We start from the raw sequence: 23,882 nt of genomic DNA on the forward strand, positions 1-23,882 counted from the left end.
TCAGGCGCGGCGTGCGCCTGATGCGACCCGGTAACGTCAGGCGAGGATGCTGAAGCGGATGGCAGGCCCGAGGCCGTCGACCATCACGCTGGCGTAGAACTTGACCCGGGTCAGGACCTTCAAGCCTTTCAGCTCTTCATGAATGCGGCCGTGTATCTGCTTTTCGGCTTCATCGATGCGGTCGTGGGTGGTGCTGTGAAACAGGTGGACTTCACCGAGCAAGGTGGTTTCGATCTGCGGCAGCGTGTCCCAGCCGATGTTGCGCAAATGCAGGCGAGCGTCTGCGGCTGCGCCCTCGTCGTCATCGCTGCGGGGTTTGATGGTGTAGGCGAGCTGGAAATGGTGCTTGGTCATGGTATCTCCTTGATGCAGGCAAATGGCTGGCCTCCGTGCCGGAGCCGGCAATTTACAAGGTCGAACGCCTGGCGCCTACATACGTGGTGTTGAACATCGGGGCCATAACCGCGAAATTTCCTACAAGTTTGGCGTCTGTACCGGCCCTATCGCCGGCAAGCCGGCTCCCACAGGTACCCCGCCGGACTTTCTGTGGGAGCCGGCTTGCCGGCGATAGGGCCGGTACTGCCAACGCAAAAGCCTTAGAATGACCTTTTCCCCCGAGCCACCCCCATGCTACCCATCGAACTCCTGCCAACCACCCCCGACCAGGCCGAACTGATCCGCAATCTCTACCAGTTCTACGCCTACGAATCCTCCGACTGGGAGCAGGAGGACGTGGAGGTGGACGGGCGCTTCTACATCCATGAAGAACACCTGCAGCGCTACTGGCAGTCCCCAGGCTGGAGCGCCAACCTGGTACTAGTGGACGGCTACATCGCAGGCTTCGTGCTGGTCGAGCGCAGCGAGTTGCCGGGTGTCGAGGCCCATGAGCTGGCCGACCTGTTCATCCTCAAGCGTTATCGCCGCCAAGGCATCGGCCGGGCAGTGGCGCAACAGCTTCTCGGCACCCTCGGCGACTGGCTGCTGCGCTGCTACGCCCTGGACCCTGACGCCGTCGCTTTCTGCAAGGCGGTGGTCGCCGACCTGCCACGGCCAGTGCAGCAGCTCATGCTGGACGACGACCCAGACCTGCTCACCTACCGCATCACTTCAGCCCGCCACTGAGGCGTATACGGCACTCGCAAAATTCTGTGACCCACTTCACAAAATCAGCTCAAACGGCATAATGCCACCATCGCTCTTCACGACCCGGCCGCTCTGTTCCGGGGTTCCTTTTCGCGCACGTCGCAGGTTCAGGTAAATTTCATGTCGCTAGTCGCAAGCCCCGACATCATGTACCGGCTGTTGATCCAGAGCGTGGTGGACTATGCCATCTACCTGCTCACCCCCGACGGTACTGTCGCCAACTGGAACCCCGGCGCCCAGCGGGCCAAGGGATACCTCGCCGACGAAATCGTCGGCAAGCACTACTCGCTGTTCTACACCGAAGACGAGCGCGCCGCCGGTGTGCCCGAGCAGAACCTGGAGCAGGCACGCCGCACCGGACGCTTCGAGGAGATCGGCGCGCGTCTGCGCAAGGATGGCAGCGCCTTCCACGCCCATGTGGTGATCGATGCCGTGCGCGATGACGCCGGCCAACTGGTCGGCTTCGCCAAGGTCACCCGCGACATTTCCGAGCGCCGGCAGCAGGAACTGGAGTTGCTGCAGGCCAAGGAACTGGCCGAGCAGTACAGCCAGGAGATGGCCAACCTCTCGCAGTTCCTCGATTCGGTGATCGCCAACATTCCCGCCAGCGTCATCGTCCAGGACCTGGAAAGCCAGCGCATCCTGCTGGCCAACCAGCAGGCCGAACGCCTGTTCGGCGGGCGCGGCAGCAGCATGATCGGGCAACTGCCCGGCGAATGCATGGCTCCGGCCGCCGCCGAGTACCTGGAGCAGCAGCTCAGCCGTGGTGCCCGCAGCACCAAGGGCTTCGCCGCCGAAACCCGGGTCGATACGCTGTGTGGCCTGCGCACTTTGCGCAGCCGCGCGCTGCTCAGCCAGAACCGCGAGGGCCAGGCCGACTACGTGCTGTTCGTGGCCGAAGATGCCACCGAGGAGCTGGCGGCCCACGCGCAGATCCACCACATGGCGCACCATGATGCGCTCACCGGCCTGCCCAACCGCACGCTGTTCAACGAGCGCCTCAAGCAGGCCCTGCTGCGCGGCCACGAGCATGACAAGCTGACCGCCGCCCTGTGCCTGGACCTGGACAACTTCAAGAACATCAACGACTCGCTCGGCCACGCCTTCGGCGACAAACTGCTGCGCGCGTTGGGCAAGCGCCTGCGCCGCGAACTGCGCGAGCACGACACCCTGGCGCGCCTGGGCGGCGACGAATTCGCCGTGGTCCTGGCCGGCCTGGATAGCCGCGATGCCGCCTGCAATACCGCGCAGCGGCTGATCGAGGCGATCAGCCCGCCGTTCCAGATCGAGGGCCATCAGTTCTCGGTGGGCGTCAGCATCGGCATTGCCCTGGCCCCCGATGACAACGACCAGGCCGAACAGCTGCTGGGCTATGCCGACATGGCCTTGTACGAAGCCAAGCGCAATGGCCGCAACCGCTACGAATGCTTCAACGTCGAACTGGATGTCGCCGCCCGTCAGCGTCGCCTGGTTGAAACCGACCTGCGCACCGCGCTGCACCTGGGCCAGTTGCACCTGCATTACCAGCCGGTGGTGGATCAGCAGACCAGCAGCGTGACCGGCTACGAAGCATTGCTGCGCTGGGAGCACCCGACCCGCGGCATGGTCATGCCCATGGACTTCATTCCCATCGCCGAGGAGACCGGGCTGATCCACGAGCTCGGCACCCGCGCGCTGAACCTGGCGTGCCAGGAGGCGGCCAGCTGGGACAGCGAGCAGACGGTGTCGGTCAACCTCTCGCCGGTGCAGTTCAAGAACGGCAACCTGGTACACATCGTGGCACTGGCCCTGGCCGACTCGGGCCTGCCGGCGCAGCGCCTGGAGCTGGAGATCACCGAATCGGTGCTGCTGGGCAACAGCGAAGAGAACGTGCGCACCCTGCGGGCGCTGAAGGACCTGGGCGTGTCGATTTCGCTGGATGACTTCGGCACCGGCTATTCGTCGCTGGGCTACCTGCGCTCGTTCCCGTTCGACCGGATCAAGATCGACAAGTCGTTCGTGCATGACATGTGCGACAGCCGCGAGGCGATGTCGATCATCCGCGCCATCACCGACCTGTCCAACAGCCTGATGATCAAGACCACGGCCGAGGGCGTGGAGTCCGAAGAGCAGATGCGGCGGCTGGCGGCCGAGGGCTGCTCGCACTTCCAGGGTTACTTCTACGGACGGCCGGCGCCGGCCAGCGAGCGTTTGAAGCAAGTGGTCGCGTTGTAACGAGGGGCCGCTAAGCGGCCCTCGCACAAAGTGGTCGATCAGCGAACGAAAAGCTTGGTACCCCTCGAGCGCAGCGGCGATTGCGCTTGGGTAAGTCGTCTTATCTCTTCTAGAATCCCTGCTGTCGAGTCACCCTGGCGCTGCATCCAGCTGCGCCGCCTTCGAGATCGCCATGAGTTCCAGTACCCCGTTGTCCGGCGTCAACCAGCCTTTGCGCGGCATTGTGCTGGTGGTGGTGGCGACGTTCCTGTTTGCCAGCCACGATGCCTTGTCCAAGTTTCTCGGCGGGCTGTACCCGATCGTCATGGTGGTGTGGGTCCGCTATGTGGTGCACACCCTGCTGATGGCCGGGATCTTCCTGCCCAAGGCCGGCCTCAACGTGCTGCGCACCCGGCGTCCGCTGCTGCAGACTTTGCGCGCGCTGAGCCTGCTCAGCACCAGCCTGCTGTTCACCACCGGCCTGCAGTACCTGCCGCTGGCCGAGGCCACGTCGGTCAACTTCCTTGCGCCGGTGCTGGTCACCGCGCTGTCTGCGCCGCTGCTCAGGGAGCGGGTCACGGCGGGGCAGTGGCTGGCGGTGGGGCTGGGGTTCATTGGCGTGCTGGTGGTGGTGCACCCGGGTGGCGCGATGTTCACCCCGGCGATTCTCTACCCGCTCGGCTCGGCCATGGGCTTCTGCTTCTACCAGTTGCTCACCCGTATCGTCTCGGCCCATGACAGCCCGACCACCAGCAACTTCTACGCCGGGTTGTGCAACACCCTGGCGATGAGCGCGCTGGTGCCGTTCTTCTGGGAGCTGCCGCGCTGGGACCACGCGCTGCTGATGCTGGCCCTCGGCGGCTTCGGCATGAGCGCCCACCTGCTGCTGACCCAGGCCTTCCGCCATGCCGCACCGGCGCTGCTGGCGCCGTTCAGCTATTGCCAGATCGTGTTCGCCGGGTTGCTGGGCCTGGTGATCTACGGCCAGGTGCCGGACAGCGCCAGCTTGCTGGGGATCGCGATCATCTGCGTGAGCGGGCTGGGGGCAGCGTGGATGCAGCGCAGCAAGTGAAGCGCCGCACCGCTAGCGGCCTTGCGCACCCTTCGGCACGCGCCGATACAGTGGGCGCGGTGTGCTCGGGTCGAGTTCGGTGAGCAGGCTGCCGGCCACCACGAACCCTGAACGTTGCGCCAGGCGCTGGCTGGCCTGGTTGTCGATGTCGGTGGTCAGCCACACCGGCGTGTCGATCGTATCCAGAAGGCCCACCAGCGCTTCGCGCATCAGGCCCTGGCCACTGCTGGCCTGGCTCGCCCAGTAGCCCACTTCATACTCGCCATTGCCGGGACGCAGGCCGATGCAACCGAGCACGGCATCGCCGTCCGGTTTCAGCACGAAGAAGCGCTTTTCCGCCGCTGGTTCGAGGAACTCGCGGGCGCTCGCCTGCAGGCTTTCGCGCACTTCGTCCAGCGTCCAGTCAGGTTTGGCCCAGGCCAGAAAGGGCGCGTGCAGGCTGTAGCTGTCGAGCAAGGCCTGCAGCACCTGTGCGGCCAGTGCCGGGTCTGGGCGTACCAGGCGGGTGCGTGGAGTGGAAAGGGTGCGGGGCAGAGTGGGGTAGGGCATGGGCCTTCCTGGCGTTGGCTGTGGGGTAAGTCCCCTAATCATAGAAGCATTGACCGTGCCTGGCAGGGCGTGATTTGCTCGGGACCCCCCATCATCCCAGGGAAGTGAAGGATCGCCATGCCCGACTACAAGCTGCATTGCTTCGCCGAATCCGGCAACGCCTACAAAGCCGCCCTCATGCTCGAACTCACCGGCCAGGACTGGCAGCCGGTCTTCGTCGACTTCTTCAACGGCCAGACCCGCGGCCAGGCGTGGCGTGACGAGGTCAATGAGCAAGGCGAGGTGCCGGTACTGGAACACGCGGGGCAGAAACTGACTCAGTCAGCGTTGATCCTCGAATACCTGGCCGAACGCACCGGCCAGTTCGGCCCCCGTGACGACGCCGAGAAGCGCGAGATCTGGCGCTGGATGCTATTCGATAACCATAAGTTCACCAGCTACTACGCGGCGCTGCGCTTTCTGCTGTGCCTGAAGAAGACGGGTGAAACGGACGTGACGGGTTTTCTGCGCGAACGCGCCACGGCGGCCTACCGTATTGTCGATGCGCACTTGGCCAAGACGCCGTTCATGGTCGGCGGGCGCTTGACCATCGCGGACCTGTCGTTGGCGGGGTATGTGTTCATGCCGGAGGACACCGGCATCGTGTTGACCGAGTTCAGCCATATCGAGGCGTGGAAACAGCGGATTCAGGCGGTGCAGGGGTGGAAGCACCCCTATGACCTGATGCCGCGGACGGCTTGATTGCGCAGGGGCCTCATCGCCGGCAAGCCGGCTCCCACAGGTACAGCGCAGCCCTCGGGATGTGCGCCGACCCTGTGGGAGCCGGCTTGCCGGCGATGAGGCCATCGAGCCAACCGACCTGTCAGTACCTCACTTCAACCCCCACATACGCCCCGATCCCGTCCCCCGGCCAGAACGACGCGGTGTCCTGCCCCCGCGCGTTGTACACCGGCGTCACCGCCGTCACGTAGGCCTTGTTGGCCAGGTTCTTCAGATCCAGCGAAACCTTCCAGTCCCCCTTCGGCGCCTCATACCCCAGGTTCGCCCCCCAGATGGTGTACGACGGCGCATACAGGCTGTTGGCATAGTCCACCGCCGTGCGCGACGCCGACTGCACGTTCACCCCGGTGTACCAGCCACTGTGGTCCTGGTACTGCAGCTCGCCTTGGTAGATGTGCTTGGGCACGCCCGGCAGCTGGTTGTCGCCGAAGGTGTCGTCATGCCGGTAGTAGAAGTCGTTGTAGGTGTACACCTGGCGCCAGCGCACCAGGTCGCCCTGGGGGTTCTCCCACAGGCGGGTATTCAAGCCCGCTTCGACGCCCTGGTGGATCGTCGGCGAGGCGTTGAACGCACCGGTGACCGCCGCCGAGGTGGACGTCGCCGGGATGATCTGCACGTTCAGCAACTCGTCATGAATCCGTGTGGCTGATGGCGCTGGTGCTGTTCGCCGCGGGGCTGGTGCGCTCGCTGCAATTTTCCACCCTGGGCGCGGCCAGCTATCAGGATGTGCCCGGCGAGCGCTCGGCGGCGGCCAGTTCGCTGTCGGCGATGTCGGTGCAGTTGACCATGGCCTTGTCGGTCAGCCTGGCGGGGGTGCTGCTGGGTGTGTTGGCCGGGCTGGAGGGGCGCAGCGAAACCTCGGTGGCGGACATCGCCACGGTGATGCTGGTGTGCGCGCTGGTGTGCGGCTTGTCGGGGTGGGTGTTCCGGCGCCTGGCCAATTGACGATTCGGATGACCGGTCACTGCAACACGCGACCGCAGACTACGCTCACAAATTAAGAAATATTCTGCAACATTCGGCCAGCAGGCCCTGAAGGATCTCGTACATTCGCCGGTGATGGAAGGCCGCGCTGGTTGGCAGGTCGCCCCATGGGGGGGCCGGACATCACGGAGTGCCCTGTGCAACCCGTGCAATTCCAAGCGGAGGCTCATCATGCTCAAGAAATGTATGTTGGCGTTGGCCATCGGTGCGGTGCTGTCTGCTTCGGCGGTACTGGTGCCTGACTCCCTCGGCGGTGCGTCCAGCGCGTATGCGAAGGATGGTGGCGGCGGTGGTGGAGGCGGTGGTCATGGTGGTAGTGGTGGTGGTGGCGGTGGTCATGGTGGTAGTGGTGGCGGTGGCGGCCACGGCGGTGGCAGTGGCGGCAGTGGAGGCGGCGGAGGCCACGGCGGTGGCAGTGGAGGTGGCGGAGGCCACGGCGGCGGTAGTGGTGGCAGTGGCGGCGGCGGAGGCCACGGCAGTGGCGGTAGCGGTCATAGCGGCGATGGCGGTGGGCATGCCAGTTCAGGCCGTGGTGAAAGTGGCCGCAACGGGGCCGATGATGGGGCCAACCATGAAGCCAACCACGAGGCCAACCACGAAGCCAACCACGAAGCGAATCACGAGGCCAATCACAATGTGGGCGAGGCCCACGGTGTAGGGCATGGTGCGGATGATGGGGTCAATCATGATGTCGGGGATGATCATGGAGGTGATCGGACCTGACATTTGAGGTGCCTGTTCTGGCCTCTTCGCGGGACAAGCCCGCTCCCACAGGTCCTCCACTGTTCTTGAACTCAGTGGAGGACCTGTGGGAGCGGGCTTGTCCCGCGAAGAGGCCAGAGCAGAATATGAAGATCAGATCGACAACCGCACCACCCGCGCATCCAGCACCTGCTCTTCCTGCACCCGCCGCTTGTTCACCACCAGCTCCCCAATCGCAATCAGCCGCGTGCGCGTGACATTGCGCGACAACCCTAGCAACTGCGCGGTATGCACCTGGTTGTAATGGCAGAAGTGATAGGCCGAGCGCAGCAGTGCGTTTTCAACCTTCTCGTACAAATCCCCCGGCTGCTCCTCGTACAACCGGCTGAACGCCTGCAGCAGCAGATCCTCCACACCCTGGTTGCTGGCCTCTTCCTCCTGGCGCTCCAGGCGTAGATGAGACAGACGCAGATCCTGCGCCTGCACCAGCCCATCGCCGCACGTCAGCAGGCTGTGATGAATCACGTTCTCCAGCTCGCGAATGTTCCCCGGCCAGCTGTACTCCACCAGCTTGGCCTGGGCCTTGGGGCTGAGCTCCACTGGGCCGTAGCCCAGACGCTCGCTGTAGCTGCGAATGAAGTGCCGGGCCAACGGCAGGATATCGCCCGGCCGGTCGCGCAGCGGGTGCAGCTGCAGGGTCACCACGTTCAGCCGGTAGTACAGGTCTTCGCGAAAATGCCCGGCGTTGATGGCTTTCTCCAGCTGCACGTTGGTCGCCGCCAGTACCCGCACATTGATCGGGATGCTCTTGCGCGAGCCCAGCCGCACCACTTCGCGCTCCTGCAGCACGCGCAGCAGCTTGACCTGGATCGGCAAGGGCAGGTCGCCGATCTCGTCGAGGAACAGCGTGCCGCCGTTGGCCTCTTCGAACCAGCCGGCCTTGGCCGCCAGGGCGCCGGTGAAGGCGCCCTTTTCATGGCCGAACAACTCGGCCTCGACCAGTGACTCGGAGAACGCGCCGCAGTTGACCGCGACGAATGGGCCGTTGCGCCGGCCGCTGAGGTTGTGGATGTGGCGCGCGACCAGCTCCTTGCCCGTGCCGGTTTCGCCGATGATCAGGACGCTGGCCTCGCTGGGGGCGACCTGTTGCAGGTGGGCGAGCAGCGCCTGCGATTTAGGGTCTTCGAAGACCTGTGCGGTCGCCCTGATCGAGGTAGCCAGTTGCGGTGACGGGGGGAGGGTCAGCAGTTGCATGGGCGATCCTTAGGAATAGAAGGATGGGGCTGGGCGCTTGCCGCTGAGGGCCCACTCGCCGAGCTCGTGGATGCGGTAATCCACCGGGTCGTGCAAGGTTTGCGTTCTCAGGTTGCGCCAATGACGGTCAAAGCGCAGCGAAGCGTGGGTGGCGCGGGCGCCGGTGACTTCGAACAGGCGGTTGCAGATATCCAGGCCGTGGCGCGTGGTCGCGACCTTGGCGGTGCCGATGGCCAGGGCCAGATCGCCGCGTTCCTCGGCGCTCAGTGTGTGCTCCTTGGCCCAGGCCCGGTCGAGTTGCTGGGCGGCCCGTTCGATCAGCAGCCGCATGCTTTCCAGGCCGACCCAGAACTCGCCGTAATGGCGCAGCACGTAAGGGTCGTCGGCGGGGCTGGTGGCCCCCGAGCGGAACCACGGCCGGCTTTCCTTGAGGGTGTACTGGCGTGCTTCGTCGAACGCGCCTTCGGCGATACCGAGGAACAGGTTGGCGAAATGCAGCTGGGCGATCAGCGGGCGCAGGGCGGCGAATGGGGTGCTCAGCGGGCCGGGGTCGAGCAGCAGTTCGTTGTGCTCGACCCGCACCCGTTCGAAGGTGGCGCTGCCACTGTCGGTCTGGCGCTGGCCGATGTTGTTCCAGTCGTTGTGCAGGGTGATGCCGGTGCGGCCACTGGGGATCGCGGCAATCAGCAGCTTGCCGCCGGCGCGTTCGTCCACGGCCGAGGCAATCAGCATTTCCGAGTCGCTGGCACCGGAGCAGAAGCTCTTCTTGCCGGAGAACTCGCACCAGCCATCGAAGTGCTTGACCACCGTGCGGGTGTCCAGCGGGTTGAGGGCGTTGCCCCAGAACCAGTGCTTGCGCGCGGTCTGTTCGAACCACGGCTGCCACTGTTCGGGGCGGGAAAACAGGCGCACGGTGGCCAGCATCAAGTGATGGAAACCAAACACGTGGGCCAGCGAGCTGTCGACGCGGGCGAACTCGCGCACCACCTCGAAGGTGTCGTGCCAGCTGGCGCCCTGGCCACCGAAGGCCTGTGGGATCACCAACGACAGCAGGCCGCTGTCGCGCAGCGCGTCGCGTTCGGCCTTGGGCGTGCCGCCGCGCTCGTCACGCTCGACGGCGCTCTGGGCGAACTGCCCGGCCAGTTCGCGGGCGATGGCCAGGGCAGGGCGTTGGGCAGGGGTTACCGGTGCATTCATGGCCGCTCCTCAAGCGCTCTTGCGCAGCGCATGGTGGGCGCCGAACAGCGGCACGGCGCGCTCGGCGGCGAGGCGGATGCGGGCATTCAAGGCATCGCTGGAAACCCGGTAATCGGCCAGTTCCGCCTGGCTTGCGTACACTCCGATCGGCAAGGTCAGCGCCTGCAGGAAGCTGAACAGCGGGCGCAGTTGGTGATCCAGCACCAAGGCGTGGCGTTCGCTGCCACCGGTGGCGGCCAGCAGCACCGGGGTGTCGACCAGGGCGTCCTGGCCGATCAGGTCGAACAGGTGCTTGAAGTGGCCTGGGAAGCTGCCGCGGTAGACCGGGGTGGTCACCACCAACAGATCGGCCTTTTCCACCAGGCGCAATTGATGCTCGACCGATTCGGGCAGTTCGCTGCGCCACAGCGCGGCGCCCAGGGGGCGGGCAATGTCGCCCAGCTCGATCAGGTGCGGCTTGATGTTCAGGTGCTGGCCCAGTTCGGCGAGGATGGCCTCGGTCAGGGTCAGGGTGCGCGAAGGGCGGGAAGTGCCGCCGGACAGGGCTACGACATTCAGGGGGGCGCTCATGGCAGGTCTCCGGTTGAATAAGCGGGACTTTGCTTGAGCAATCGTCGTGCCGGTTTTGAATTTTGTTATGAATCAACAGGTTGTGTGCCTTTGATGGCTTCGACCGGTGTTGCCTTGTGGGCGTTGGATGTTGATTCGGTGTTGCGCTGCAGACAGTTGGCCGGGTGTTGGCGGCTGTACAGTTGGAAACGTTATAAAGGAGTTGTTTTCAAATAAAAAAGAATAAGAATTCATATTGTTATATCTTTATTTGATTTCAGGGCCCTGTCGCCAGCAAGCCGGCCCCACAGGCACAGCGCAGCGTTTGAGAACTGTGGTGTCGGTGTGGGAGCCGGCTTGCCGGCGATAGGGCCCTCGAAGGCAAAAAAAAAGCCCGCTGACCGAGCGGGCTGAACGTAGAGCACTCGCGTGATTCAGTGGCCAAGCCCATCGCTGATGACGATCCCCTTGGCCTGCATCGCCTCGATCAACCCGGCCCGCACGTGGGGCAGGTTGAGCATGCTGGTATGGCGTACCCGTTGCACTTCCTCACCGCTATACGGCTGCCACTGTTCAGGCGAGCTTTCGCCTGCCATTCCATCCCGTGCCAGCAGCCAGTTGAGCAGGTCGGCAATCTGCTGATCGTTCAGCGCCGACTGTGAAATCCCCGGCACCCGCACCAGGAATTCGCGCCCCCCCGGCACCTTCAGGAAGTTGCCGACGAAACCCTGCATGCGCGGTGTATCGTTGGCCGCCGACCCCTCACCACTGTCACGGTGGCAGCCGGCGCACTGCAGCTGGTAGTTCACCGGCACCGAGTACCCGGCTTGGGCAATCGGCACCGGTGGCACTTCATTGCCGGGCGCCGGCCGCTGGTTGGGGTTGGGCAGGGTCCTGGCCTGGGCCAGCGGCGCCAGCAGGCACAGGAGCAGAAGCGCCGTCACACCCTTCATGGCGCTACACCGCTACGCCGCGAATGATGGTGACGGTGCAGTTGTAGATCTTCGACTCGGCCCCCAGGCACCAGTTGATGTCGTTGTTGTTGAACGGCCGGTACAGCGGTTGCTCGTCGTCGTTGCGTGAGCACGCGCACTGGCCGCAGGCGTGCTTACCGCAGCAGTCGTTGTACGAGATGATGTAGTTCTTGCCATCGGCCGGGTTGCGGCAGGTGCCGATCCAGGTCACCAGGGAGGCCTCGGTGCCGGGCGGGCAGGAGGTGATCGAGCCGCCGCAGCACGAGCAGAGGAAGCCGTCGATCGAGCAGTTGCGCCAGTAGTCGCAGCTGGTCGGGTCGCCCGGGTCGCCCATCTTCGGCTCGTCGGCCGCCAGCGCCTTGGCGGTACGGTCGATCGGCAGCAGCACCGGCAGGGCAGCACCGGCGACGATCAGCGAGCCGAGGCGGGCCAGCACCTTGCGCCGCGAGGTGGTGTCGGCGACATGGCGGCTGGAGCGTTCAAACAGTTTGTCGAGAAAACTCATGGTGGGCTCCGCGATCAGTGCTGCGCGCTGTGTGGGTGGGCGTGGTCATGGGCGTGGTCGTGCTTGTGCTCGCCATGCAGGTAGTGCTGCAGCGTGGCGCTGCCCAGGTGGACGGTTTCGAACAGGCTGTCGAGGTGTTCGCGGGAGTTCACCAGGCCTTTGGCGCGCAGGGTGCCGGCCTGGTCGATGAGCACGGCATAGGGCAGCTTGCCGATCTGGTAGGTCATGCCGATTTCCGGACCGACCACATAGGTGGCCTGCTGCAGGCCGTTGGCCTCGATCAGCGCTTGCTGTTCAGTGAAGTCGCCGTCGCTGACGTAGATCACGTCCAGCTCGCCGCTGTTGTCCTTGGCGATCGACTTCACCGCCGGCAGCAGCGATTTGCACACCGGGCAACCCGGGGCGAGGAAGAACAGCAGCTGCGAGCGCTCGGCGCGGTAACCGATGTTCACCGGGCGGCCGTGGCGGTCGGCGGCGGTCACTTGCGGCGCAGGGTCGTTGACGGTGACGCCTTTGTCCACCATCAGCGCGCCCGCTGGGGCGATGCGGCTGTGCAGGACGCCAATCTGGCGGACCAGGGCCATGACCGTGAAGGCGACGGCGATCAGCAGCAGCCAGAGCAGGATGTTCGATGCGATAAGCAGTTGCATGGAGGTTATCTCCCAGTCAATTTGGCAAGACGCGGCTGATTGGCCAACAGGCCATCCACCGCTACATGAATCAGCAGCGCCACGGCACCGGCCGCGATCACCACGAAGATATCCAGCGCGCCCAGTGCGCGTTCGGCCATCGGCACGGCGGCCAGGCCCGCGAGCAGGGCGATCACCAGGTTGCGCAGCAGCAGCACCGGGCGCAGCGGTTGCGCGGCACCGGGGCCGGAGCAACCGCAGTCGATGTCGCGGCGCCCGCGCCACAGGTTCAGGCCGATGGCACTGGCGTACAGCGCCATCAGCAGCACTACGCCCAGGGCCGCCAGGCCGTGCCAGGCGGGCAGCAGCAAGGCCAGCGCCAGGCCCAGCTCGGCCAGCGCCAGGCTGGTTGTGGCCGCGGGCACCAGCGCATCGGGCAGCACCTGGTAGGCGCGCACGATGCCGTTGAAGGCGCGCCAGTCACGTAGCTTGTGGCTGGCAGCGCTGGCCAGCAGTGCCGCCAGTGCGGTACTGGCGGCAATGACCAGGACAGGGTCGAGCATGGTCGTGTCTCCTGCTTACCAAGGGGCCAGGGTGAGCACTGGCGTGTCGGCGATCTGGTTCATCGCGCCGCTGTGCTTGCCGGTGGCCAGGTCGAAGAACTGCACGCCGCCTTCCAGGTCGGTGGCCACCAGGATCGGCGCCTTGTCGTGGCTCGCCTGCAGGCTCCATACCGGTTTCGGCGACTCCAGGGTGCCGAGCTTCTTGCCGGTCTTGAGGTCGAAGGACCAGATGATGGTGCTCGGGTCTTCCCATTTGCCGTCGGTGTGCTGGTCGTGCATCAGCGCATACAGGCGGTTCAGGCCAGGGGCCACGGCCAATGCCTGCCAGCCACCTGGCGCCCAGCCTTGCTTGCGCTCTTCGTCGCTGACCAGCGACCAGGTAGGCAGGGGCTTGGTCTTGCCGCCTTCGAAGCTGACTGGGTACACCTCGCCATGGGTGGTGGTGAAATAGTAGGTGTCGCCGTTGGCGATGGCGCGCTCGTTCAGGCGCACCTTGTTCGGGTCGAAGAACGGCGTCTGCGTGCGCGACACTTCCTTGCCCTGGTCGTCGAGGGTGACCAGCAGCAGCTGGCCGTCACCGCACAGCGAGGCGAAGCTGCGCTTGCCCACCGGGTAGTTGAGCACGCAGCCGCTGATCGCCACTTCGCTGGCGACCTTGCGCGACTGGGTGTCGACCACGGTCACCGAGGTCGAAGGGGTGAGGTTGAAGACATAGGCCAGCTTGCTGTCGGCGCTGATGCCCATGGCGTACTTCTCGGTCAGGGTACTGGCGCGCTTGGCCGGCAATACCACTTCCCATTCCGGGCGCAGGGTCTGGGTGTCCCAGGCCACCAGCACGTCGGTGCGCTCGCCGTAGGTGCCCCGCGAGTAGAACAGGTTGGCCGAGTACAGGGTGCGGTTGTCCGGGCTGAGCGCGGTCGGTGCGACGAAGGCATTGGTGGTCATGCCGAGCATGCGCTTGGCCTTCGGGTCGACCACCACCACCTTGCCGGCGATGGGGTTCTTGAAATCCACATCGAGGATGTAGACACGGTGAGGGTCCGGGGGGAACGGCAGGGTGTTGCTGCCGATCTCTTCGGCGGGCAGCTCGGCCCGCACCGCGCTGGTGCTTGCGGCCAGGGCCAGGGCCAGGGCCGCCGAGATGCTGAGCCTGTCGACGCGACGCATTGGCTATCTCCGATGTTGTTATGGGTTATGCAGAAATCGCAGTCATCGCAGTTTGCCGCCTGGCCCGAAGCGCTGCTTTGGCCAGCGTGACATTCTCTTGAGGCTCCCTGACAAAACGCCTGGCAGGGCTGGCAGACCGGTAGCCAGGCGCCTGAAGATCGGCCCGCACAGCTTTTCCACTGCCAATCCAGGAGTCATGTCATGAGCGATATCCAGCTGTTACCTGCCGTGGTCGAATTCCTCGCCAGGCCCCATGGCCACTTCATCGAGGGCCAGTACCTGGCAGGCGAGGCGGGGCCGTCGATCGACGTGCATGACCCGTCCAGCGGCGCGGTCATCGGCCAGGTCGCCGAGGCCAGTGAAGCCGAAGTGGCGCGTGCCGTGGACAGTGCCCGGCAAGCGTTCAAGGGCGCCTGGGCACAGGTTTCGCCGTATCAGAAAGGGGTGGTGCTCAACCGACTGGCCGACCTCATCGAAGCCAATGCCGAGGAACTGGCACAGCTCGAAACCCTGTGCTCGGGCAAGTCGATCAACCTCTCGCGCGGGCTGGAAATCGCTCAAAGTGTAGTCTTTCTGCGTTACTTCGCCGGCTGGGCAAGCAAGATCACCGGGCAGACCATGACCCCGTCGATCCCCTCGTTCGCCGGCGAGCGCTACACCGCCTTCACCCTGCGCGAGCCCGTGGGGGTGGTGGCCGGCATCGTGCCGTGGAACTTCTCGGTGATGATCGGCATCTGGAAGATCGCCTCGGCCCTGGTCACCGGCTGCACCATCGTGATCAAGCCCAGCGAGTTCACGCCGCTGACGCTGTTGCGCATCGCCGAACTTGCGATCGAAGCCGGTGTGCCGGCGGGCGCCTTGAACGTGGTTAACGGTCGTGGTGCGGTGGGCCAGCGACTGATCGAGCACCCGAATGTGGCCAAGGTGGCCTTCACCGGATCCGTGCCGACCGGCATCGCCGTGGGCAAGGCAGCGATGGCGGCCAACCTGACCCGCGCCACCCTGGAGCTGGGCGGCAAGAACGCGGCGGCGCTGCTGGCCGATGTGGACGTGGACGGTGCCGTGGCCGGCATCGTGCAGACCGCTTACGTGCACCAGGGTCAGGTGTGCGCCTCACCGGAGCGGCTGTACGTGCACCGCAGCAAGGTCGATGAAGTCACCCGCAAACTGGGCGCAGCGCTGGGGCAGTTGACGATCGGCTCGGCGCTGGATCCCGAAGCCCAGTTCGGCCCGCTGGCCAATGCCGCACACCTGGAGAAGATCCTCGGTTTCTTCGAGCGTGCCCGCGCCAGCAATACGGTGATCTGCGGTGCCAAGGCGGTAGACCGGCCGGGTTACTTCGTCGAGCCGACCGTGGTGCTGGCCAACGACGCCAACGACCCGCTGCTGCATGAGGAAACCTTCGGACCGATCGTCTGCGTGCTGCCGTTCGATGACGAAGAGCAATTGGTCGAGCTGATGAACGACAGCCCCTACGGCCTGACCGCCAGCCTGTGGACCAACGACCTGTCCAAGGCGCTGCGGTTGATTCCCCGGATCGAGGCCGGCACGGTGTGGGTCAACATGCACACCTTCCTCGACCCGGCGGTGCCGTTCGGCGGTAGCAAGGCGTCCGGGGTGGGGCGCGAGTTCGGTAGCGCGTTCATCGACGACTACACCGAGTTGAAGTCGGTGATGATCCGCTACTGAAGGCCCGCGCGGTCACAGGTCGCTGGCGACCTTGGCCGCGATGTCGGCCGGCAACCAGGGTTTCCACACCTCGGGATGGTCGCGCAGGAACGCTTGCGCGGCCTTTTCGGGTGCCAGGCGTTTCTCGCTCATCTGCGCCAGGGTTTTGTTCAGCAGGTCGATCGGCAAGTCGACTTTCTCGAACACTGCCACCAGGTCCGGGTAGCCCTCGCGAAACGCCTTGGACACCCCGATCGACAGTTTCGCCGGCAGCGACTGGCTGCCCTTTGGGTTGGGGTTTCTGGGGTCGAGCAGGGTGGCCCAGTGCTCGGCATTGAACGGCGGTTCCTGCAGCCGCACCAGGTCGTGGCGGCCAATCAACGGTGTCGGGCTCCAGTAATAGAACAGCACCGGCTTGCCACGGCGGATGGACGAGTCGATCTCGGCGTCCAGCGCCGCGCCCGTGCCACTGCGGAAGTTGTTGTACAGGCCATCGAGCCCGTAGGCCTTGAGTTTCTGGGTGTTGACGATTTCCGAGGTCCAGCCGCTCGGGCTGTTGAGGAAGCGGCCCTTGCCGGGTGCTTCCGGGTCGCTGAACACCTCGGGGTAGCGCTTGAGGTCGTCGACGCTGTGCAGCTCCGGCGCCGCCGGCTTGATGCCGCGTGCCGCGTCGCCCTTGATCACGTAGGCCGGCACCCACCAGCCTTCTTCGGCGTTCTTCACGGTGTCGCCCAGGGCGAACACCTGGCCGGCCGCTTCGGCCTTGACCCAGGCGGGGCTGCGCCCGGCCCATTCTTCGGCGACCACTTGCAGGTCATTGCGCGCCAGTGCCACTTCCATGCTGACGGTGCTACCGGGCAGCGTGTCGGTGGGGTAGCCGTAACCGCGCTCGACGATCAGGCGCAGGATTTCGGTGGTCAAGGCACCGCTTTCCCAGTTGATGGCGCCAAAGTGGATGGGCGCCCGCTGCTCGGCGGAGGCGGCGCTGTCGGTGCTGGCCAGGCCCACGGCGAGCAGCAGGCCGGCCAGCAGCGTTGGAATTTTCTTCATCTGCACCTCACGGGTTGTCATGTCAGGTGACGGGCAAGTGTAGACGACGGCTCCGGGGCGCCTGGAACGGTTTCAGTCTGCTTGTGGCGGGAGTGGGCTGCAAGGCTGCGTGCCCCGCAAGCCGAGATGGCAGGAGTACGAGATGGGTTTCGCTCTTCAATTTGTGTATTACCGCAACTTCATGTTCGACGGGAAGTTCCACGTGCGCTGCATCGGCGACGACCTGCCCAAGGTCAAGTCCATCCATTACCTGCTGGAGCGCAGGACGGACGAAGGTGTGGTGCATCTCGATGGCGCCACCGTACCTTCCCAGGCCGACAGCGGCAGGGTCTCCAACCATGGTTGCCCGGCCACCCTGAGCTGCGAGGTACAGGCGGGCACTTATGTGATTACACCCTTGGTCAGCCTGCTCGACAGCGCAATCATGTCGCTGGACCTGGAGCATGACGCCGATGCGGTGTTGCGCGAGGGGCCGCTGGTGATCGAGGTGAGCGAGGCCGAGCTGACCCGCCGTATCCTTGACCGCGTGCCACTGCCTGCGGCATCCGCGCGACGCCGACGCGAGGTGCAAGACTCGCAGGCGTTGCCTGAGTTACCAGAGACCGAGCGTTACCCCGCGCTGATCGTGGCGTTCAGGGAGGGTGGCCATGCACAGTTCATGACCGGGCAGTACAGCGATGCCGAGGCCATCGACCTTGAGCCGTTTCTGGAGCCGCATGAGCGTGATGATGAACGCTTCCAGGCACTCGCCAACTACTACTGGATCGAGCAGCCGACGACGATGACCAACGCGGCATTTCTCGCGTTGTCCGAGCGCCTGGCGGTGCTCGACTGCATTGAAAATGTGGCCTTTCTGCCACCGCAGCTCGATTACGGCTATCTGTTTGCCGCTGCCGCGGCCATCGCCACGTTGCTGACGGGCGCCGCCGTCGTGGCAGGCAATAACGCCTACGAGGAGGCGCAGCCAACGCCTGACTTCGAAGCGTTGCAACGTTATCTGGAAACACCGGGCTCCAGGGATAAAGGCTTGAACATTCGCAAGGCCTGGGAAGCGGGTGTGAAGGGCAGGGGCGCGCGGGTGCATTTCTCCGACGGTGGCCTGCATGCCAACCATGAAGACCTGCGCGGCAACCCCCGGCTGAAGCTCATCCCACCCACGGTCAACTCCGATCCTGACCACGGCACGGCATCGGCGGGGATACTGCTGGCAACTGATAACGGCGTTGGCATGACGGGTGTGTGCCATGCTGCGGAGCTGTTTCTGTACGACAACCGTGCAGTGGATGCCCGAGGCTACTCACAGACCTTGAAGAAGCTGCTGGCCTATACCCAGCCCGGTGACATCGTCGCCGTCAACCGCCAGACGGCCCACATCAATGCCTTGGGCACTTTCCTGCCCTCGTTGCACGATAAGGCCTGGTGGGACGTTACCCGCGCGCTGAGCACACGTGGCGCGGTGGTGCTCAATGCCGCCTGCAATGGCACCTACAGGGCCGACCCTGCGGTAGGTACGAGCGCCAACTATGGTGTCGACCTCTCACAATGGCGCTACTTCAACGACCAAGGCGATGCCGACGCGATCCTGGTGGGCGCTTGCCATTCCTGGGATGGCAAGCCCCATCAGTACTCCAATTACAACTACCGCTACCGCATGCTCAACGCCTGGGGCGACAGCGTGGCAACGCTGGGTTACGGCGATTTGCAGGACCGGGAGGGCCACGATCGGGACTACACCGACAACTACACCGGCACCTCCAGCGCCACCCCTCTGGTGGCCGGGTCGCTGGCCCTGATCCAGGCCTATGCCATCGAGCAGCACCACCTCTACCTGAACACCGACCAGATCCACCTGCTGGTCATGCAGTCGGGCTACGCGGATGCCACGCTACCTGACAGCGATCGCCTGCCCATGGGCGCCCGGCCCAATGTGCAGGGCGCCCTGATGCTGCTTGATCGCATTCTTCAGGCAGGGCGGTTCCACTTGCCGGACGACGGCTTCTGTGGCGACGCCTGCGCCCCTGAAGATCAGACCCGGAACTGATCCATCAAGGCCTGCTGCTGGTTGGCCAGGCTGTTCAACGACTGACTGACCCGCGCCGACTCGTTGGCCTGGCCCGACAGCGACTCGGTGACATCGCGGATGGTGGCGACGTTGCTGTTGATTTCCTCGGCTACCGCGCTTTGCTCCTCGGCGGCCGAGGCGATCTGCAGGTTCATGTCGGTGATCACGCTGACGGCCTGGCCGATGCGCTGCAGCGCAGTGACCGCCTGACCCACTTGTTGCACACCGCCCTGGGCCTGGCGGTGACTGTTGTCCATGGCGCCGACCACTTCACGGGTGCCAGCCTGCAAGGCTTCGATCACCTGGCGGGTTTCTTCCACCGATTCCTGGGTCCTTTGCGCGAGATTGCGCACTTCATCGGCCACCACGGCAAACCCACGGCCCGCTTCACCGGCGCGCGCGGCTTCAATGGCTGCGTTGAGCGCCAGCAGGTTGGTCTGCTCGGCGATCGAGCGGATCACTTCCAGCACCGAACCGATCTTCTCGCTGTTCTGCGCCAGGCCCTCGACCTCGGCCATGGCCTGGCTCATGTTGGCGGCCAGGGCGTCGATGCGCTGGGTGGTGTGGTCGATGACCGTCAACCCTTCGCGGGTGGCCTGGTCGGCCTCGCGCGCCGCCTGTGCGGCCTGGGCGGCGCTGCGGGCAACGTCCTGGGCGGTGGCGCTCATCTCGTGCGAGGCGGTGGCCACCTGGTCGACCTGGCGGTACTGCTGCTCCATGCCGGCGCTGGTCTGGCTGGCAATCGCCGAGCTCTGGTCGGCGGTGCTGCGGGCAGCCTGCACCGAGTGTTTGACCTCGGCGATGGTCGGTTGCAGCTTGTCCAGGAAGCGGTTGAACCAGCCGGCCAGTTCGCCCAGTTCGTCGCGCTTGTCGTAGGTCAGGCGCCGGGTCAGGTCGCCTTCGCCGCTGGCGATGTCCTTGAGCATGGCGGCAACGCCCAGGATCGGCCGGGTCACGCCGCGGGCCATCAGCCACACCAGCAGCAGGCCGGCGATGGCGGCGACCAGACTCAAGCCCAGTTCCAGCAGGGTGCCGCTGGTGTTCAGCGCGTCCAGTTCCTGCTTCAGTGCCTCGGCGGGGCCGGTCAGGGCGCTTTCCGGGACATCCAGCAGCACGCCCCAGGGCTTGCCGCCGGGAATCGGCTGGAAGGCGGCGAGCACTTTCAGGCGTTGCTGGTCATGATGAACTGTCAGTTTGCCTTCAGCCAGGTCGCGTACCAACGCGGCGCCTTGACCCGGGTCGATCTGCTCGAAGCGCTGGGCCAGCTTGCTGGCGTCCGCGCTGTAGCCGGCCAGCAGGCCGACGGGGCTGAGGATGCCGACCGTGGTCTGGCCTTGGTACAAGCTGCGGCTAGCCTCCTGGCTCAGGGCCTGCAGGCTGTTGAGGTTGATGTCGATGGACAGGGTGGCGACCACCTTGCCGTCGACGCTCAGCGGGAAGACGATGCTGGTCATCAGCACGCGTTGGCCGTCGATGTCGTAGAAGTAGGGCTCCACCACGCAGACCTTGCCGCTGCTGCGCGGGCAGACCCACCAGGTGTTGGCGGGCTGGCCGCTGGGGCCGATCTCGGTGTTGGCCATGTCGTGTTCGGGCAGGGCCATGGCGGTCAGCTGGCCGGCGCGCGGCTGCGACCAGTACAGGGCGAAGCGCCCGGTTTCGTTGCTGCCAAGTTCTGGCTTGCCAGCGAAGAGGCTGTCCTTGTTGTCCAGGGCGTTGGGCTCGAAGACCAGTGACAGGCCGAGCAGGTCGGGGTTGGCCTGCAGGGCGGCGCGGACTTGGCGGGTCATGTCCTCGCGCAGGTCGAAGGCGTCGAGGAAGCGTTTGTCCGCCTGTTCACGCAGGAACAGCACCTGGCGGGCGAAGCCGGCGCCGTACTGGTAGGCGTCCATGAACTGGCGACGGATGTTCAGGGCCTGGACTTCACCTTGCGACTCGATGCGCGCCTGCGCCGCTTCGCCAAGCATCTGCATGCTGCTGGCTTTGACCAGGTCCGAGCTGTGGTCCATGCGGTAGAGGGAGAGGCCGACGAGCAGGGTGACGATGCCGGCCAGGCAGAGTCCGGCGAGCAGGGTGATCTTCCATTGGATGGAAAGTTGTCGCAAAGGCATGGGGCGATCCCTTTTTTTCAGTAAGGGCTGGGTGGGATTTTTGGGGGCCTGGCTTGGGGTTTTTGGAGGGTTCGAGATCGAGCGCCGCCCGCGCGGCGCTCGATCTAAAAAACACCACACAACCCAAACCATGCACCCCCGCATCCCCTCTATATCGTCGCCCCCGCATTTTTCTTTATTCAAACGTTCAATTAAAATTCACCGACCCGCGTAACACGCCGTACCATGGCGCTTTTGACATCCGCCCCCCACTGCTTCAGAGTGCGCGGTTTTTGTCTGTCGCCACGAGGTAAACCAAACCATGAATGCTGTGATAGCCGCCGTCGGCATCATGCTGATACTCAGCCTGTCCCGGGTGCACGTGGTGATCGCCCTGATCATCGGCGCGCTGGTCGGAGGCCTGGTCGGAGGGCTGGGTATCGAGGGGACGCTCAAGGCCTTCAACGGCGGCCTGGGTGGTGGCGCCACGGTGGCGTTGTCGTATGCCTTGCTCGGCGCCTTTGCCGTGGCCATCGCCAAGTCAGGCCTGGCCCATGCCCTGGCCGACCGTGCCCTGAGCATGATCGACCGCCAGGGGCACGGCAACGGTGGCAAGATCAAATGGCTACTGATCGGCCTGATGCTGGTAGTGGCCGTGTCATCGCAGAACATCCTGCCCATCCACATCGCCTTCATCCCGCTGCTGGTGCCGCCGCTTCTGTACGTGCTGACCCGCCTGCGCATCGACCGCCGGCTGATCGCCTGTGTCATCACCTTCGGCTTGATCACGCCGTACATGTTCCTGCCGGTGGGCTTTGGCAACATCTTCCTCAACGAGATCCTGCTGGCCAATGTCGCCCGTGCCGGGGTCGATGTGAGCGGGGTCAACGTCACCCATGCCATGGCCATTCCGGCCGCGGGCATGCTGGCCGGCCTGCTGCTGGCGGTGTTCGTCAGCTACCGCAAGAAGCGCGACTACGACCTGGCGCGCATCGAACAGGTGGAGCAGGTGAGTGTCCAGTACAACCCGCTGACGCTGCTGGTGGCGGGGCTGGCCATTGCCTCGGCGTTCATCGTCCAGCTGTGGCTGGATTCGATGATCATCGGCGCCATGGTCGGTTTCTTGATCTTCTCGCTGTCAGGCATCGTGCGCTGGAAAGAGACCGACGACCTGTTCACCGAAGGCATGAAGATGATGGCCATGATCGGCTTCATCATGATTGCCGCATCGGGCTTCGCTGACGTGATGAAAGCCACAGGGGAAGTCAAGAGCCTGGTGGAAACATCGGCGCAGTGGATCGACCACAGCAAAGGTATTGGTGCCTTGCTGATGCTGTTGGTGGGACTGCTGGTGACCATGGGGATCGGTTCGTCGTTCTCGACGGTACCGATCCTGGCCGCGATATTCGTGCCACTGTGCGTGCAGCTGGGCTTCGACCCGCTGGCCACGGTGTGCATCGTCGGTACGGCGGGTGCCTTGGGTGATGCGGGTTCGCCAGCATCGGACTCGACGCTCGGGCCAACCTCGGGGCTGAACGTGGACGGCCAGCATCACCATATCTGGGATACCGTGGTGCCGACGTTCCTGCACTACAACCTGCCACTGCTGGCCTTCGGCTGGCTGGCGGCGATGACGCTGTAGGGCCTCAGCCCTTGTCGGGCGGCGGGGAAATGCCGTTGAGCACGGTACTGCCGTCCTTGCTGCGGGTCAGGTAGACCGGCAGCACCTTGGGCAGGTTGTCCACCAGGCGCCCGACTTCGCGGGTGTTGTAGATGCCGCTGATGCGAATCTGACCGGTGCGGGCATCGGCCAGCAGCAGCGGCTTCTCCAGGTAGCGGTTGATGACCGGCAAGGCCTGTTCCAGGCTGAGGTTGTCGAGTACCAGCTTGCCGCTGCGCCAGGCCAGGCTGTTGCCGTAGTCGTCGCTCTGGGCCATCTGTGGCTCGAAGTCGCCGGTGCGGTAACTGGCCTGCATGCCGGGGCCGAGTCGGTAGCCGCCCGTGCTGCCATTGCTGCTGACCAACACCGAACCTTGCACCAGCGTGACCTTCACCTGGTCCTCGTACTTCCACACGTTGAACTGAGTACCCGTCACCCGCGTCTGGCCATGCGCTGCCTGCACGATGAAGGGGTGCGCACTGTCGTGCTGCACCTTGAAGAACGCCTCGCCACGCTTGAGGGTGACCTGGCGCCGGTCCTTGTAATTGAGGTAGGTCAGTTCGCTGTTGAGGTTGAGCTCGACCGTACTGCCGTCGCTCAGCTGCACAGTCTGGGTGTTATCGCTGGCGCTGAAGTGCTGGTAGTGGTTGGGTAGCCAGCCTTGCTCCCAACCGACCCAAGCCGCCAGGGGCAAGGCCAGCAGGGCAAGCGCCGCGGCCGACGCCAGCGGGCGCCAGTTGCGGCGCTGGGGCATGCGTTGCGAGGGCGGGTTGAAGTCGATGACCGTAGCGGTGCGGGGCAGCAAGTCGGCGGTTTGCCAGATCTCCAGCATGGCCTGGTACTCGTCGGCGTGGCGCGGGTCGGCGGCCAGCCAGCGGGTGAAGGCTTCGCGCTCGACCTGCGTGCAATCGTCGGCGTGCAGGCGCATGCACCAGTGCGCGGCGGCGTCGGTAATGGCATCGTCTGGGCTGGGATTGAGGCGGTCTTGGTTCATTGCGGCTCCGGGTTTTGCGCATTCTACCCCTGCGCAGGGGTTCCGAGAACCGAGGTAATGGCGAATGACTATCAGTTGTGAGGGTTTTTCGTCGGTTGGG

Annotated in this window: 24 protein-coding genes and 1 pseudogene; 8 read left to right on the top strand and 17 right to left on the bottom strand. The window is 64.9% G+C overall.

Annotated elements, in window-relative coordinates:
* Window positions 1-36 precede the first annotated feature (36 nt).
* Window positions 37-354 carry a hypothetical protein gene (locus ACIPZG_RS25680; protein WP_400718148.1) on the bottom strand — a complete coding sequence of 106 codons (318 nt, stop codon included), beginning with the start codon at window positions 352-354 and terminating at the stop codon, window positions 37-39.
* Between the two features lie 273 nt (window positions 355-627).
* Here ACIPZG_RS25680 and ACIPZG_RS25685 point away from each other — a divergent pair, with 273 nt between their 5' ends.
* The 3 genes from ACIPZG_RS25685 to ACIPZG_RS25695 all read left to right on the top strand — a co-directional run bounded on the left by ACIPZG_RS25685 (window position 628) and on the right by ACIPZG_RS25695 (window position 4,408).
* The gene (locus ACIPZG_RS25685) at window positions 628-1,122 is read left to right on the top strand and encodes a GNAT family N-acetyltransferase (RefSeq protein WP_400718151.1); all 495 of its coding nucleotides are present in this window, start codon (window positions 628-630) and stop codon (window positions 1,120-1,122) included.
* Between the two features lie 141 nt (window positions 1,123-1,263).
* Complete coding sequence (locus ACIPZG_RS25690; protein ID WP_400718153.1) at window positions 1,264-3,357, top strand: putative bifunctional diguanylate cyclase/phosphodiesterase; 2,094 nt, start codon at window positions 1,264-1,266, stop codon at window positions 3,355-3,357.
* 172 nt (window positions 3,358-3,529) lie between these two features.
* The gene (locus ACIPZG_RS25695) at window positions 3,530-4,408 is read left to right on the top strand and encodes a DMT family transporter (RefSeq protein ID WP_400718155.1); all 879 of its coding nucleotides are present in this window, start codon (window positions 3,530-3,532) and stop codon (window positions 4,406-4,408) included.
* A 12-nt stretch (window positions 4,409-4,420) separates the two neighbouring features.
* Here the strand turns inward: ACIPZG_RS25695 and ACIPZG_RS25700 are convergent, their stop codons facing one another.
* Window positions 4,421-4,957, bottom strand: coding sequence for a GNAT family N-acetyltransferase (locus tag ACIPZG_RS25700; protein ID WP_400718157.1), 537 nt, complete (start codon window positions 4,955-4,957; stop codon window positions 4,421-4,423).
* Between the two features lie 117 nt (window positions 4,958-5,074).
* On the opposite strand from ACIPZG_RS25700, the gene ACIPZG_RS25705 reads away from it, so the two are divergent.
* Window positions 5,075-5,698 carry a glutathione S-transferase family protein gene (locus tag ACIPZG_RS25705; RefSeq protein WP_400718160.1) on the top strand — a complete coding sequence of 208 codons (624 nt, stop codon included), beginning with the start codon at window positions 5,075-5,077 and terminating at the stop codon, window positions 5,696-5,698.
* Between the two features lie 121 nt (window positions 5,699-5,819).
* Here the strand turns inward: ACIPZG_RS25705 and ACIPZG_RS25710 are convergent, their stop codons facing one another.
* Window positions 5,820-6,353: a TonB-dependent receptor domain-containing protein gene (locus ACIPZG_RS25710; protein WP_400718193.1), complete on the bottom strand. Its 534-nt coding sequence runs from the start codon at window positions 6,351-6,353 to the stop codon at window positions 5,820-5,822.
* Between the two features lie 32 nt (window positions 6,354-6,385).
* Between ACIPZG_RS25710 and ACIPZG_RS25715 the strand changes: the two genes are divergently transcribed.
* Window positions 6,386-6,682, top strand: a complete 297-nt coding sequence (locus tag ACIPZG_RS25715; protein ID WP_400718162.1) for a hypothetical protein — start codon at window positions 6,386-6,388, stop codon at window positions 6,680-6,682.
* A gap of 162 nt (window positions 6,683-6,844) precedes the next feature.
* On the opposite strand, the gene ACIPZG_RS25720 is transcribed toward ACIPZG_RS25715, so the two are convergent.
* From ACIPZG_RS25720 to ACIPZG_RS25765, 10 genes are all read right to left on the bottom strand, one after another.
* Window positions 6,845-7,237, bottom strand: coding sequence for a hypothetical protein (locus ACIPZG_RS25720; protein ID WP_400718164.1), 393 nt, complete (start codon window positions 7,235-7,237; stop codon window positions 6,845-6,847).
* A 6-nt stretch (window positions 7,238-7,243) separates the two neighbouring features.
* The gene (locus ACIPZG_RS25725; RefSeq protein WP_400718166.1) at window positions 7,244-7,426 is read right to left on the bottom strand and encodes a hypothetical protein; all 183 of its coding nucleotides are present in this window, start codon (window positions 7,424-7,426) and stop codon (window positions 7,244-7,246) included.
* A 150-nt stretch (window positions 7,427-7,576) separates the two neighbouring features.
* Window positions 7,577-8,677 carry a sigma54-dependent transcriptional activator SfnR gene (gene sfnR, locus ACIPZG_RS25730; protein WP_400641263.1) on the bottom strand — a complete coding sequence of 367 codons (1,101 nt, stop codon included), beginning with the start codon at window positions 8,675-8,677 and terminating at the stop codon, window positions 7,577-7,579.
* Window positions 8,678-8,686: 9 nt separating this feature from the next.
* Entirely contained in the window at window positions 8,687-9,874 is a 1,188-nt protein-coding gene (locus ACIPZG_RS25735) for an acyl-CoA dehydrogenase family protein (protein WP_400718168.1), read from the bottom strand.
* A gap of 9 nt (window positions 9,875-9,883) precedes the next feature.
* Window positions 9,884-10,444, bottom strand: a complete 561-nt coding sequence (msuE, locus tag ACIPZG_RS25740; RefSeq protein ID WP_008100285.1) for an FMN reductase — start codon at window positions 10,442-10,444, stop codon at window positions 9,884-9,886.
* Window positions 10,445-10,857: 413 nt separating this feature from the next.
* A complete protein-coding gene (locus tag ACIPZG_RS25745) occupies window positions 10,858-11,376 on the bottom strand; it encodes a cytochrome C (protein WP_400718170.1) in 519 nt (172 codons plus the stop codon).
* Between the two features lie 4 nt (window positions 11,377-11,380).
* Complete coding sequence (locus ACIPZG_RS25750) at window positions 11,381-11,902, bottom strand: methylamine dehydrogenase light chain (protein WP_008094646.1); 522 nt, start codon at window positions 11,900-11,902, stop codon at window positions 11,381-11,383.
* 14 nt (window positions 11,903-11,916) lie between these two features.
* On the bottom strand, window positions 11,917-12,552 hold the full coding sequence (gene mauD / locus ACIPZG_RS25755) for a methylamine dehydrogenase accessory protein MauD (RefSeq protein ID WP_400641256.1): 636 nt from the start codon (window positions 12,550-12,552) through the stop codon (window positions 11,917-11,919).
* A 5-nt stretch (window positions 12,553-12,557) separates the two neighbouring features.
* Window positions 12,558-13,094 carry a MauE/DoxX family redox-associated membrane protein gene (locus tag ACIPZG_RS25760; RefSeq protein WP_400641254.1) on the bottom strand — a complete coding sequence of 179 codons (537 nt, stop codon included), beginning with the start codon at window positions 13,092-13,094 and terminating at the stop codon, window positions 12,558-12,560.
* 15 nt (window positions 13,095-13,109) lie between these two features.
* Complete coding sequence (locus ACIPZG_RS25765) at window positions 13,110-14,261, bottom strand: amine dehydrogenase large subunit (protein ID WP_400718173.1); 1,152 nt, start codon at window positions 14,259-14,261, stop codon at window positions 13,110-13,112.
* Window positions 14,262-14,462: 201 nt separating this feature from the next.
* On the opposite strand from ACIPZG_RS25765, the gene ACIPZG_RS25770 reads away from it, so the two are divergent.
* On the top strand, window positions 14,463-15,950 hold the full coding sequence (locus tag ACIPZG_RS25770; protein ID WP_400718175.1) for an aldehyde dehydrogenase family protein: 1,488 nt from the start codon (window positions 14,463-14,465) through the stop codon (window positions 15,948-15,950).
* A 12-nt stretch (window positions 15,951-15,962) separates the two neighbouring features.
* Here the strand turns inward: ACIPZG_RS25770 and ACIPZG_RS25775 are convergent, their stop codons facing one another.
* Entirely contained in the window at window positions 15,963-16,979 is a 1,017-nt protein-coding gene (locus ACIPZG_RS25775) for an ABC transporter substrate-binding protein (protein ID WP_400718196.1), read from the bottom strand.
* A 142-nt stretch (window positions 16,980-17,121) separates the two neighbouring features.
* Between ACIPZG_RS25775 and ACIPZG_RS25780 the strand changes: the two genes are divergently transcribed.
* Window positions 17,122-19,020: a S8 family serine peptidase gene (locus ACIPZG_RS25780; protein ID WP_400718177.1), complete on the top strand. Its 1,899-nt coding sequence runs from the start codon at window positions 17,122-17,124 to the stop codon at window positions 19,018-19,020.
* Here the strand turns inward: ACIPZG_RS25780 and ACIPZG_RS25785 are convergent.
* Window positions 19,005-19,760, bottom strand: a complete 756-nt coding sequence (locus ACIPZG_RS25785) for a methyl-accepting chemotaxis protein (protein ID WP_400641532.1) — start codon at window positions 19,758-19,760, stop codon at window positions 19,005-19,007. The genes ACIPZG_RS25780 and ACIPZG_RS25785 overlap by 16 nt on opposite strands.
* Window positions 19,761-19,862: 102 nt before the next feature.
* A pseudogene (locus ACIPZG_RS25790) lies at window positions 19,863-21,293 on the bottom strand (HAMP domain-containing protein); the annotation flags it as partial.
* A 157-nt stretch (window positions 21,294-21,450) separates the two neighbouring features.
* Between ACIPZG_RS25790 and ACIPZG_RS25795 the strand changes: the two are divergent.
* A complete protein-coding gene (locus ACIPZG_RS25795; RefSeq protein ID WP_400718179.1) occupies window positions 21,451-22,770 on the top strand; it encodes a Na+/H+ antiporter family protein in 1,320 nt (439 codons plus the stop codon).
* Window positions 22,771-22,774: 4 nt separating this feature from the next.
* Here ACIPZG_RS25795 and ACIPZG_RS25800 read toward each other — a convergent pair whose 3' ends face one another.
* The gene (locus ACIPZG_RS25800; RefSeq protein WP_400718181.1) at window positions 22,775-23,782 is read right to left on the bottom strand and encodes a FecR family protein; all 1,008 of its coding nucleotides are present in this window, start codon (window positions 23,780-23,782) and stop codon (window positions 22,775-22,777) included.
* Between the last annotated feature and the right edge of the window lie 100 nt (window positions 23,783-23,882).

It is taken from the genome of Pseudomonas sp. NPDC089395, from assembly GCF_044749525.1.
Lineage (GTDB): Bacteria > Pseudomonadota > Gammaproteobacteria > Pseudomonadales > Pseudomonadaceae > Aquipseudomonas.